Here is an 11,642-nt window from a genome sequence, read left to right on the forward strand (position 1 = left end):
ACCCGCACCACCGGGTACGTGAAGATCGTCTTCTTGTCCGGCACGTCGTCGAGGACAGCGGCTTGGTGAGTTTGTGCTTCCCCGCGCCGCTGTCCCCCGCCAGGCTGCACGCGACGCTGTCGATGCCCAGCCGGTAGCCCGAGGCGTCCGGATACTGGACCAGCGTGCCCCGCACGGTGCCGGACGGCTGGCTGCGCGCCTTGCGCTGGAGCGGCTGCTCGCACAGGGCGGCCGCCGCCTTCTTCAGGGCAGCGTCGGTCGTGTAGGAGCCGTTCAGTTCGGAGAGCTTGACGACCTCGGCGTCGTGCGGCGCGTTGCACGACTTCTTCGCCGCCTGCCCCGGCTTGCCGCTGCTGGTGTTGAAGCAGTCGCCGACCTTCAGGAGGTAGTACGGGACCTCGTCCCCGGCAGGCGAGGGCCAGGAGTCGAGGTCGCTCGGGAAACCGGTGGGCAGGGAGGGGATGTCGCTGGGTACTTCCGTGGGCAGTTCGGACGGGATCTGCGACGGGATGCTCAGTGAGGGCGTCGGTGCGGAGGTCTTGCTCCGGCTCGACTCGGTGGGGGTCTTCTTGTCCGAGCTGTCGTCTCCGGTGACCACCAGGACCACCGCCGCGATGGCGCCCACGGCCACGATGACGGCCAGCAGGACGAACAGCCCCTTCCGCCGCCCTGGAGGCCCTCCCTGCGGCGGGGGCGGCCAGCCCCCGCCGCCAGGAGGCGGCCCGAACCCGCCCTCCGAGGGCGGTCCGAAGCCGCCACCACCCGTCGGCGGTGGGCCGCTTGGAGGCGGAGGGGGCTGCGGCGGTACCGGTGGCATGGCCATACCGTCAAGAGTCGCCTCGAACCGGTCATCTAGCGAGCCCTATACCGAAGTTGGTGCCGGATCAGAGTCCGCAATGGCGCCTCGGAGCAGTACGGCATGCACTTCAGAGGGCGGGCTCCGGTCAGCCCCGAGCGCCCAGAAGATGATCCATGGCCAGCTGGTCGAGGCGCTCGAAGGCCATCCCGCGCGCGGCAGTGGTCTCCACGTCGAATGCCTCGTAGGCACCACGGTCGGCAAGCAGCCCGGTAAGACCGTCGTCGGCCGTGGGCACCGCCAGTTCGTCCAGACGCGAGGCCCTCAGCGCCTCGCGCACTTCGGGATCCGCCCGGAAGGCGGCCGAACGTTCGCGCAGGATCAGGTAGTTCCGCATGCAGCCTGCGGCCGATTCCCACACGCCGTCGTAGTCCTCCGTGCGCGGCGGCTTGAAGTCGAAGTGCCGCGGCCCCTCGTAACCGCCCCTCTCCAGGAGGTCCACCAGCCAGAACGCACTGCGCAGATCACCGGCGCCGAACCGCAGGTCCTGGTCGTACTTGATGCCGGTCTGGCCGTTGAGGTCGATGTGGAAGAGCTTGCCCGCCCACAGAGCCTGGGCGATGGAGTGCGGGAAGTTCAGGCCCGCCATCTGCTCATGGCCCACTTCGGGGTTGACGCCGTATATGTCGGGCCGCTCCAGGCACTCGATGAACGCAAGGGCGTGTCCGACGGTGGGCAGCAGGATGTCGCCGCGCGGCTCGTTGGGCTTCGGCTCGATCGCGAACCGCAGATCGTAGCCCTGTTCGTGCACATACTCCCCGAGCAGGTCGAAGGCCTCCTTCATGCGGTCGAGCGCGCACCGCACGTCCTTCGCGGCACCGGATTCCGCCCCCTCCCTGCCACCCCACGCGACATAGGTGTGCGCGCCCAACTCCACCGCGAGGTCGATGTTCCGGATCGTCTTGCGCAGCGCATAGCGGCGTACGTCGCGGTCGTTGGCGGTGAACGCGCCGTCCTTGAAGACGGGGTGGGTGAAGAGGTTCGTGGTGGCCATCGGCACGACGAGGCCCGTCGTCTCCAGTGCCTGCCGGAAGCGGTTGATGTGCGCCTCGCGCTCCATGTCTGACGACCCGAACGGGATCAGGTCGTCGTCATGGAACGTCACTCCGTAGGCACCCAGTTCGGCGAGGTGCCGTACCGAGTCGGCCGGGTCGAGCGGGGCCCTGGTGGCGTCACCGAATGGGTCCCTGCCCTGCCAGCCGACGGTCCACAGGCCGAAGCTGAACTTGTCCTCAGGAGTGGGCTGGTAGTTCATGTGCGACTCCCTCGACTATTTCGTCATGGCGATTTACAAATTAGTATCCGAGGGCTCCGCTGGGAAGGTCGGGGAGGGAAGTCCGGGGCCTCGTCCCCGGGAGAGCCGCAGGAACGGAGACCTCAATGTCATCAGCGCCAGCAGCCCAGGGGCCCCTCGTCGTCGGCGTGGACAGCTCTACGCAGTCCACGAAGGCGCTGGTCGTCGACGCCGCCACGGGGCGCATCGTCGCGAGCGGCCAGGCCCCGCACCGGGTCAGTGCGGGTGAGGCCCGCGAGAGCGACCCCCAGGAGTGGTGGGACGCCCTGTGTGCGGCCCTGCGTCAGTGCGGGCCTGCCGCGCGGGAGGCTTCGGCGGTGTCGGTCGGCGGACAACAGCACGGCCTCGTCACGCTCGACGCCGACGGCACCCCGGTGCGGCCCGCCCTCCTGTGGAACGACGTCCGTTCGGCCGCGCAGGCCCGCAAACTCGTCGAACGCCTCGGTGGCCCCAAGGTGTGGGCCGACCGTGTCGGCAGCGTCCCAGGGCCCTCCTTCACCGTGACGAAGTGGGCCTGGCTCGCCGAGCACGAGCCCGCCGCCGCCCGCGCCACGGCGGCGGTGCGACTGCCCCACGACTACCTCACGGAACGCCTCACAGGATCCGCCACGACCGACCGCGGCGATGCCTCGGGCACGGGGTGGTGGGCCTCGGCCACGGAGACCTACGACGAGGAAATCCTCGGCGCGGTGGGGCTAGACCCCGCATTGCTGCCCCGGGTGGCACGCCCCGGAGAGGTCGTCGGCACCGTACGCGGCAGCGCTGAACTGCCCTTCTCCAAGGGCACACTGGTCGCACCCGGCACTGGTGACAACGCGGCGGCCGCCCTCGGGCTCGGCCTGCTCCCCGGCACTCCCGTGTTGAGCCTCGGCACGTCGGGCACGGTCTACGCGGTGTCCGAGCAGCGCCCCACGGATGCCACGGGCACCGTCGCGGGTTTCGCCGACGCGCGCGGCGCATGGCTGCCACTGGCCTGCACCCTCAACTGCACGCTCGCCGTCGACCGCGTGGCCGCGCTCCTGAGCTTGGACCGTGAAGCGGTGGAGCCGGGAGGCACCGCCACGCTCCTGCCGTACTTGGACGGCGAGCGGACACCGGATCTCCCCCACGCCTCCGGGCTATTGCACGGCCTGCGGCACGACACGACGCCCGGGCAGCTGTTGCAGGCGGCGTACGACGGAGCCGTCCACTCGCTTCTCGGCGCCCTCGACCGGGTCCTCGACGCGGACGCCGACCGGTCGTCCCCGCTGCTGCTCATCGGCGGCGGAGCGCGCGGTGCGGCGTGGCAGCACACCGTCCGCCGCCTCTCCGGCCGCCCCGTACAGGTGCCCGAGGCCAAGGAGTTGGTCGCCCTCGGCGCCGCCGCACAGGCCGCCGGCCTGCTGACCGGGGAAGATCCGGCCGCGATCGCGCGGCGCTGGGGCACGGCCGACGGGCCCGTGCTCGACCCCGTGGAGCGGGACGAGGCAACGTTCGCAAGGATCTCCGAGGTACTCTCCGACGCGGCGCCCCTGCTGGACAGGGCGCCTCATGGGGAGTGAGGACTGACCGGGCATGACCGCACCGTTGCACGAGGATCGTCGGGGCACGTCCGGCGCGCGGCTGCCCGACACTCAGCAGGGAATGCGCCGCCGCAACCTCTCCCGGGTGATGCACGCCGTGGCCGCGCACGGCCCGCTGTCCCGTGCCGCCGTCGCCTCCCGGATCGGCCTGACACGGGCCGCCGTCTCCACGCTGGTGGACGAGTTGATCCGTTCCGGGCTCCTCGACGAGTTGGGGCCCGAGCGCCCCGGCCGGGTGGGCCGCCCCGGATCGGCCCTCGCGGTCAGCGGACGGGGGCCCGTCGGCATCGGTGCCGAGGTCGGCGTCGACCATCTCGCGGTCTGCGTGGTCGACCTGCGCGGAGAGGTCCGGGCGCGCGCGGTGCGCCAGGTCGGCAATCATCGCCGCGCGCCCGAAGCCGTACTCGAAGACCTCTCGGCCATGGTGGGACGGGTGAGTGCCGAGGCCCGGCCGGACGGTCTCTCCCTCGCGGGCCTCGCTGTCGCCGTGCCCGGCCTCGTCACACGGGACACGCGGACGGTGGTCCGCGCCCCCAACCTCGGCTGGCGCGACATCGACCTGGGCCCGCTCCTGCCCTCCGAGCTGCCCGTCACAGTGGACAACGAGGCCAACTTCGGCGCCCTCGCGGAGCTGTGGCTCGGCTCGGGGACGCCGGAGGACTTCCTCCATGTCTCGGCGGAGATAGGGATCGGCGCCGCTCTGGTGGTCGATGGGCGGCTGCTGCGCGGAACGCACGGTTTCGCGGGCGAGCTGGGACATGTGCCAGTGCGGCCCGAGGGCCCGGCCTGTCCCTGCGGCGGGCGCGGCTGTCTCGAGCAATACGCGGGTGAGGAGGCTGTGCTGCGCGCGGCCGGACTCGAACCGGGCGAGGACCGGGTCGGGCTGCTCACCGAACGCGCCGCGGCGGGAGAAGCTGACGTACGGCGCGCGCTGCGCGGAGCCGGTACGGCGCTGGGCATCGCGCTCACAGGCGCCGTGAACCTTCTGGATCCCCGAGCCGTGGTGCTCGGCGGCGCCTTGTCGCGCCTCGCGCCGTGGCTGCTGCCGCCGCTGGAGAAGGAGTTGAGTGGGCGTACCGCGGGTCGGGCCTGCGGCGTCACCGTGTCCGAGCTCGGGCCGGACGGTCCTCTGCTGGGTGCGGCGCACTCGGTGGTGCGAGGCGTGCTGGACGATCCGGGGGCGGTCGCGGGGGTGGGGTAGGCGGGGTGCGGGGTGCTAGGCGCGAGGCGCGAGGCGCGAGGCGCGCGTGGAACGGCCCATTCGAGTGGCCGAGTTTTCCACAACCTCTCTGCTGTACACAGATGCGAGTCATGCCCTTCCGCCCCAACCGGCCAGCGCCGTACCGTAATTCGTGCGAGACGCCGCAGCCCTGGCAAGAACGGCGTCCACACGGATCGGGGGATTCACGTGTCGGGGGAAACCAGTCCAGTTCCAGCACCACCTGCAGCTCCAGCACCACCTGCAGCTCCAGCTCCAGTTGGGATTCATCACCGCGGCCATCGCAAGGTTTTACGGAGCGCGCCCGCGCCGGTACCAGCCAAGCCGGTTCCAACCAACCAGTGTGACGAGTGCGGCCCATCGGGCCAGAGTGGAGCGACGCAGCGATGAGCGACGCCCAATTCCTGGCCGTGCGGACCGAACCGGGCGAGTACGCCTGGACGTTCGGCGGTGCCCCGCCCATCGCCCGCATCGTGCCCGGTACGGTCCTCGACCTCTTCACGGAGGACTGCTTCGCGGGGAACGTGCGCACGGAGAAGGACCTGGTCTCCGAGGTCTGTCAGTTCCCGTACCTCAATCCGCAGACGGGCCCCTTCCACGTGGAGGGGGCGGAGCCTGGTGACACCGTCGCCGTGCATTTCGTGTCGATCGAGCCGGCCCGCGACTGGGCGGCCTCGACGACGGTGCCCCTGTTCGGCGCCCTCACATCCACGCACACCACCGCCTCGCTGCAGCCGCCACTGCCCGAGGCCGTCTGGATCTGGCAGCTCGACCGGGACCGCCGCACGGCGCGATTCACCGCACGGGACAGCGACTTCGAGGCCGAACTGCCGATGGATCCCATGCACGGCACGGTAGGTGTCGCGCCCGCCAATCTGGAGGTTCGCTCGGCGCTCGTGCCCGACGCCCACGGCGGCAACATGGACACGCCCGAGATGCGGGCGGGAGTCACCTGCTATCTGGGGGTGAACGTCGAGGGAGCCCTGCTGAGCCTCGGCGACGGGCACGCGCGGCAGGGCGAGGGCGAGACGTGCGGGGTGGCCGTCGAGTGCGCCATGAACACCGTGGTGATCGTCGAGCTGTTGAAGGGGATCTCCACTCCGTGGCCTCGCCTGGAGTCCGACACGCACATCGTCTCGACCGGGTCCGCCCGGCCGCTGGAGGATGCGTTCCGCATATCCCAGCTGGACCTGGTGCAGTGGCTGGTGCGGGACTACGGGTTCAGCGAGCTTGATGCGTACCAGTTCGCGACGCAGACCGTCGAGTCGCCGCTCGCCAATGTCTGCGACACCAACTACACGTGCGTGGCCAAGCTCCGGAAGGACTGGCTGCCCGCACGTGAGACGCATCGCGGGCTGCACGCGCGGTTGCGCGAGATATCCGCGGCACTGCCGCACGGGGCTTTCCCTCCTTCCTAGAGGCCTGGAGGCTAGAAGCACCTCCGCCTCAGGTCGGCGGCCGGCGAGCGCACAAGCCCTCGACACCCTCATCCCCGAGCACGGTTCTCCTCTCAAGTGCAGCGCCAGCCCAACCCGTTCCCCACCGAGAGGCAGGTCAGCCATGGACAGAGCAAGACGCTTCCCGAGCAGGCGCCGACTGTTGCAGGGCGCGGTCGCTGCCGCCGTCCCCGCGACGCTCCTGTCCGCTACCCGGGCAAGCGCCCAGGACCGTGCCGTCGACTACCCTCCGGCCGAGTGGATACCGGCCAGCAGTTCCAACTACACGGCATCCAACCGCCCGAGCACGTACTCCATCGACTACGTGATCATCCACGTCACCCAGGAGACCTACGCAGACACTCTCGCCATCTTCCAGAACTCGGCGAAGCAAGTTTCGGCCCACTACGTGGTGCGATCCAAGGACGGACACATCGCCCAGTGCGTCCGCGATCGCAATGTCGCGTGGCACGCGGGCAACTGGAGCTACAACACCCACAGCATCGGCATCGAGCACGAGGGCTGGGTCGACAAGCCCGAGTACTTCACCGACGCGATGTACCAGCAGTCCGCCGCGCTGACCTCCGCCATCTGCACGAAGTACGGCATTCCCAAGGACCGTGAGCACATCATCGGGCACGTCGAGGTCCCCGGTACCGACCACACGGACCCGGGCCCGTACTGGGACTGGTCCCGCTACATACGCATGGTCAACTTCGCCTGAGGCGCGTGGGCTCACCGCCCCTCAAGGCCACCGAACCCGGTGGCTCTTGTCGGCTTCCGCTCCCGGGGCGACGATGGCATCACCCGCATCGCCGTCCCAGGAGGCCGAGTTGACCGATCCGTGGGTGGCCCTGAAACCGGGCACCGATCCCGCCGAACAAGCGCGGGAGTTACGCCGGGCGCACGAGGACTTCACCGCTGCAGGGACGGTCACCCGTCCCGTGCGCCCGGTCGTGGCCGACTCGTGGCGGCGGTCGGCCAGGGCACGGGTCAGTCCAGAGGGCACAGGAGCGGCGGTGGAGCTGACCGACGGGGACCTCGGCGTCTATCGCGCGGAGCATCCGTTGGCCCGGGTGATGCCACTGTTCCGTGAGTTGGTGGGCAGCTTCGCGGCGGATGGCGAGCATCTGCTGGCGGTGTGCGACGCGCAGGGCAGGCTGTTGTGGGTCGAGGGTCACGCGGTGACACGGCGGCGTGCGGGGCGGATGAACTTCGTTCCGGGGGCGCGGTGGGCGGAGTCCGCCATGGGCACGAACGCACCGGGGACGGCGGTCGCCGTGGACCGGCCGGTGCAGGTGTTCGCCGCCGAGCACTTCATGCGGCGGGTCCAGCCGTGGACGTGCGCCGCGGCTCCGGTGCACGATCCGCGCACCGGGCGGCTGATCGGCGCGGTCGACATCACTGGCGGGGACGGCCTCGCGCACCCGCACAGCCTCGCCTTCGTGCAGGCCGTGGCACGGGCCGCGGAATCCCAACTCGCCTTGCTGACCCCGCCGGTGTGCACTGGGGACACGGTGGAGCTGGCCGCCTTGGGGCGTGACGAGGCGCTGCTTCTGACGGGCGGCAGGAAGGTGCGGCTCAGCCGGAGGCACAGCGAGATCGTGGTGCTGCTCGCTCGCCATCCGGAGGGGCTGACCGGTGACGAGTTGCTGTATGCGCTGTACGAGGACGAGTCGGTGCCGCAGGTGACGTTGCGGGCGGAGATGGCGCGGCTGCGGCGGGTCCTGGGGGCGGAGCTCTTGCGGTCTCGACCGTATCGGCTTGCCGCGCCCGTCGAGTGTGACGTCGATACGGTCGAGCGTCGGCTGGGCGCCGGTGCGGTGACGGCGGCGGCCGCCGCGTATGCCGGTCCGTTGCTGCCGCAGTCGCAGGCACCGGCGTTGGTCCGGCTCCGGCGCAGGCTCGCCGATCAGTTGCGCACGGCGTTGGTCGACCGCAACGACCCCGATCTGCTGGCCGATTGGGCGCATGCGCCATGGGGTGAGGACGACCTGGTGGTGTGGCGGGCACTGGCCTCGCTGCGCCCGACGGCACCTGTTCTGGCCCGGCTGCGCGAACTCGACGCGGAGCTGGCGGCGGCCGAGCCAGTCGGACGGGCGGGACAAGGCCGCCTGTAGCCCGCGACAGGCGCACGGGCGAACGCACGGGCACACCCGGATATGCCTGGACCGGCCCGGGGTGAGCCGCACGGCCTGGACGAGCCACACGGCCCGGGCAAGTCACACGGCCCAGGTGAGCCACCTGGCTCGGATGGGCCGCATGACTCCCATGAGGCGCATGGCACGCATAAGGCGCATGACTCGCATGAGGCGCATGGCACAGATGAGCCCGCCCCAGTCACGGCCCCGACCCAACCCAGCTGCGAGGTGAGCGCCGCAACGTACATGCAACGTCCGCGCTTCTAGCCTCCGGGCGAGAGCTGCCCAACGGCGGGCAGCCTTCCCCGGGAGGCCAGCCAAGATGACCCGTTACGCAGCGCCCGGCACCGAGGGCGCGATCGTCTCCTACCAGTCGCGCTACGACCACTTCATCGGCGGCGAATACGCGGCGCCCGCCCGTGGCCAGTACTTCGAGAATCCGAGCCCGGTCAATGGGCAGGCGTTCACCGAGATCGCCCGGGGCACCGCCGAGGACGTCGAGCGGGCGCTCGACGCGGCGCACGCGGCCGCGCCCGCGTGGGGACGTACGTCCGTCACCGAGCGCGCGGACGTCCTGCGTAAGATCGCCGACCGGATGGAGGCCAATCTCGAACAGCTCGCGGTCGCCGAGAGCTGGGAGAACGGCAAGCCGGTGCGTGAGACGCTGGCGGCCGACATTCCTCTCGCCATCGATCACTTCCGCTACTTCGCGGGTGTGATCCGCGCGCAGGAGGGGTCGCTGAGCGAGGTCGACGAGGACACCATCGCGTACCACTTCCATGAGCCGCTGGGTGTCGTCGCGCAGATCATTCCGTGGAACTTCCCGATCCTCATGGCGACTTGGAAGCTGGCACCGGCGCTCGCGGCCGGGAACGCCGTGGTCCTCAAGCCCGCCGAGCAGACGCCTGCCTCGATCCACTACTGGTTGAGTCTGGTGGCCGATCTGCTGCCGCCTGGCGTGGTCAACATCGTCAACGGTTTCGGCGTCGAGGCGGGCAAGCCCCTGGCGTCGAGCCCGCGCGTCGCCAAGGTCGCCTTCACCGGGGAGACCACGACGGGGCGGTTGATCATGCAGTACGCCTCCGAGAACATCAAGCCGGTCACGTTGGAGCTGGGGGGCAAGTCGCCGAACATCTTCTTCGACGATGTGTGGGCCGCGAACGACGACTTCCGGGACAAGGCGCTCGAGGGCTTCACGATGTTCGCCCTCAACCAGGGCGAGGTCTGCACCTGCCCGTCGAGGGCGCTCGTGCAGCGCGGGCACTACAGCGAGTTCCTCGAGGCGGCGGTCGCCCGCACGGAGCAGATCAAGGCCGGGCACCCGCTCGACACCGACACCATGATCGGCGCGCAGGCCTCCAACGACCAGCTGGAGAAGATCCTCTCCTACCTCGACATCGGCCAGCAGGAGGGGGCGAAGGTTCTGACGGGCGGTCAGCGCATCGAGTACGACGGCGAGTTGGCCGGGGGTTACTACGTCCAGCCGACCATCTTCGAGGGCGACAACCGGATGCGGATCTTCCAGGAGGAGATCTTCGGTCCGGTCGTCTCGGTCTCGTCCTTCAATGACTTCGACGACGCCATCAAGATCTCCAATGACACGCTCTACGGTCTGGGCGCGGGCGTGTGGACGCGGGACATCAACACCGCGTACCGGGCCGGGCGGGCGATCCAGGCGGGCCGCGTCTGGACCAACTGCTACCACGCGTATCCGGCGCACGCGGCGTTCGGCGGGTACAAGCAGTCGGGCATCGGCCGTGAGACCCACAAGATGATGCTGGAGCACTACCAGCAGACGAAGAACCTATTGGTCTCGTACTCACCGAAGAAGCTCGGCTTCTTCTAGAGGCACGAAAAAAGGCGCCTGACCTGGGCTTTTACCCGTCAGGCGCCTTCCATTCGGCCCGCTCAGCGCAGGGCCCGGTTTACGTTGTAACTCCCAGATTCTCCCGCCGCTATCCCTCTTCTGACCAGCTGTTCCGGACCAGTGGCGGACCAAACCCCGACTCACCGCTCAGGCTCCGCGCCCCGGCTGACGCGGTCCCACTCCTTCATCGACTGCTCGATGAGACGGTTGGCCTGCTCCCGGACGCCGTCCAGGAACTTGGCGTAGTGGCGGAAGAGGACCTCGATGCTCTGGCCCGCGCGGCGAGCATATTCGGCCGGGTCCACACCGGAGTACAGCCAGAACGAGATCCCGGCATGCCGGAGATCGTACGGCCGCTTGGCCAGCCCGGAGGCAAGTTCCGTGCGCGTCAGGACGTACTTCCGCGCCCGCGCCCAGGTTGTGCCGTACGCGGCTGCGTCCACGTAGTTGCCGGCCTGGTTCCGGAACAGCCGCCCGTCCGGCGCCACGTCGAATCGTTCGATGTGCGCACGGAGGATACGCACGAACTGCGGCGGGATCGGCACAGGTCGGGTCGCGGTAGCCGCACGGCGCTTGAGCGAGTGCACCTCGTGCACCGCGCCGTCGTCCGTCCAGTCCTTTCCTGCAGTGACGACGCCGCCCGAAAGGTTGAGCATCCCCCATCCGGTCTTGGGGAGGTGACACTGTTCGAGCCGGAGGTGGATGACCTCTGCGGGCCGCATGGCCGCGTGGTACATGCAACCGAAAAACGCCTCAAGGTGAGGACCGCGTCCGCGCTGCTGGGCAACCGCTGCGAAGAGCCGGGAGACCTGGGCACTGTGCCGACGGCGAACGTTGGCACTCCATACGGTCTAGCCTCCGCGCCCGCCACCCCAGTGACCTGCGAATTCATCTTGCACACAGCCCAGTCGGGGCCACTGGCCTACGCACCAGCCGCTGGAGAATGTATGAGGGTCCGCCGACTCCGTCGGCGGACCCTCATACTCGATCGAGGTTAGCGATCTCCGAACAGCTTCTGCTGGCGCCTTCTTTCCAGGAGGCAGGTGCCACCCAAGACCGCGCCTAGGAGGAGCCCTCCTAGGAGAGAGACCGGAACGCTGTAGGCGGCTCCATTCCCCGCGCCCAGGGACACAGCAAGCAAGATCGCAAACATGACCACGCCTACGAGTGTCCCGATGAGCACGGGGTGCTTTGCGGAGAATTTCTGGCTTCTGGTGGGCGGACGGCCGCCAAAGCGTTTCTCAAAGCGCCAGTAGGTGTCAGTCAT

The 11,642-nt window shown here is 69.5% G+C and carries 9 protein-coding genes and 1 pseudogene; 6 read left to right on the top strand and 4 right to left on the bottom strand.

Features of this window, described 5'->3' with window-relative positions:
- Both ACFWZ2_RS33085 and xylA read right to left on the bottom strand, forming a co-directional pair.
- Window positions 1-625, bottom strand: a pseudogene (locus tag ACFWZ2_RS33085) (hypothetical protein); the annotation flags it as partial.
- 319 nt (window positions 626-944) lie between these two features.
- Entirely contained in the window at window positions 945-2,111 is a 1,167-nt protein-coding gene (gene xylA / locus ACFWZ2_RS33090; RefSeq protein ID WP_384551998.1) for a xylose isomerase, read from the bottom strand.
- A gap of 125 nt (window positions 2,112-2,236) precedes the next feature.
- Between xylA and xylB the strand changes: the two genes are divergently transcribed.
- The 6 genes from xylB (at window position 2,237) to ACFWZ2_RS33120 (ending at window position 10,354) form a co-directional block, all read left to right on the top strand.
- A complete protein-coding gene (gene xylB / locus ACFWZ2_RS33095) occupies window positions 2,237-3,691 on the top strand; it encodes a xylulokinase (RefSeq protein WP_384552000.1) in 1,455 nt (484 codons plus the stop codon).
- A 13-nt stretch (window positions 3,692-3,704) separates the two neighbouring features.
- A complete protein-coding gene (locus ACFWZ2_RS33100) occupies window positions 3,705-4,913 on the top strand; it encodes an ROK family protein (RefSeq protein WP_384552002.1) in 1,209 nt (402 codons plus the stop codon).
- 404 nt (window positions 4,914-5,317) lie between these two features.
- Window positions 5,318-6,349 carry an acetamidase/formamidase family protein gene (locus tag ACFWZ2_RS33105; protein ID WP_384552004.1) on the top strand — a complete coding sequence of 344 codons (1,032 nt, stop codon included), beginning with the start codon at window positions 5,318-5,320 and terminating at the stop codon, window positions 6,347-6,349.
- A 142-nt stretch (window positions 6,350-6,491) separates the two neighbouring features.
- A complete protein-coding gene (locus ACFWZ2_RS33110; RefSeq protein WP_384552006.1) occupies window positions 6,492-7,091 on the top strand; it encodes an N-acetylmuramoyl-L-alanine amidase in 600 nt (199 codons plus the stop codon).
- Window positions 7,092-7,164: 73 nt separating this feature from the next.
- Window positions 7,165-8,487 (top strand): GAF domain-containing protein, encoded by a 1,323-nt coding sequence (locus ACFWZ2_RS33115; RefSeq protein WP_384552008.1) that lies wholly within the window; start codon window positions 7,165-7,167, stop codon window positions 8,485-8,487.
- Window positions 8,488-8,830: 343 nt separating this feature from the next.
- Complete coding sequence (locus ACFWZ2_RS33120; protein WP_384552010.1) at window positions 8,831-10,354, top strand: aldehyde dehydrogenase family protein; 1,524 nt, start codon at window positions 8,831-8,833, stop codon at window positions 10,352-10,354.
- A gap of 161 nt (window positions 10,355-10,515) precedes the next feature.
- Here the strand turns inward: ACFWZ2_RS33120 and ACFWZ2_RS33125 are convergent, their stop codons facing one another.
- Both ACFWZ2_RS33125 and ACFWZ2_RS33130 read right to left on the bottom strand, forming a co-directional pair.
- Entirely contained in the window at window positions 10,516-11,097 is a 582-nt protein-coding gene (locus ACFWZ2_RS33125) for a hypothetical protein (protein WP_384552012.1), read from the bottom strand.
- Window positions 11,098-11,369: 272 nt separating this feature from the next.
- A complete protein-coding gene (locus tag ACFWZ2_RS33130; RefSeq protein ID WP_384552014.1) occupies window positions 11,370-11,642 on the bottom strand; it encodes a hypothetical protein in 273 nt (90 codons plus the stop codon).

This window comes from Streptomyces sp. NPDC059002 (assembly GCF_042740435.1).
In the GTDB taxonomy this organism is placed as follows: Bacteria; Actinomycetota; Actinomycetes; order Streptomycetales; family Streptomycetaceae; genus Streptomyces.

Coding starts and splice junctions, on each gene's coding strand:
- ACFWZ2_RS33120 (WP_384552010.1), top strand. CDS start 8,831: ATGACCCGTTACGCAGCGCCCGGCACCGAGGGCGCGATCGTCTCCTAC.
- ACFWZ2_RS33110 (WP_384552006.1), top strand. CDS start 6,492: ATGGACAGAGCAAGACGCTTCCCGAGCAGGCGCCGACTGTTGCAGGGC.
- ACFWZ2_RS33125 (WP_384552012.1), bottom strand. CDS start 11,097: ATGCGGCCCGCAGAGGTCATCCACCTCCGGCTCGAACAGTGTCACCTC.
- ACFWZ2_RS33100 (WP_384552002.1), top strand. CDS start 3,705: ATGACCGCACCGTTGCACGAGGATCGTCGGGGCACGTCCGGCGCGCGG.
- xylA (WP_384551998.1), bottom strand. CDS start 2,111: ATGAACTACCAGCCCACTCCTGAGGACAAGTTCAGCTTCGGCCTGTGG.
- xylB (WP_384552000.1), top strand. CDS start 2,237: ATGTCATCAGCGCCAGCAGCCCAGGGGCCCCTCGTCGTCGGCGTGGAC.
- ACFWZ2_RS33115 (WP_384552008.1), top strand. CDS start 7,165: ATGGCATCACCCGCATCGCCGTCCCAGGAGGCCGAGTTGACCGATCCG.
- ACFWZ2_RS33130 (WP_384552014.1), bottom strand. CDS start 11,642: ATGACTGACACCTACTGGCGCTTTGAGAAACGCTTTGGCGGCCGTCCG.
- ACFWZ2_RS33105 (WP_384552004.1), top strand. CDS start 5,318: ATGAGCGACGCCCAATTCCTGGCCGTGCGGACCGAACCGGGCGAGTAC.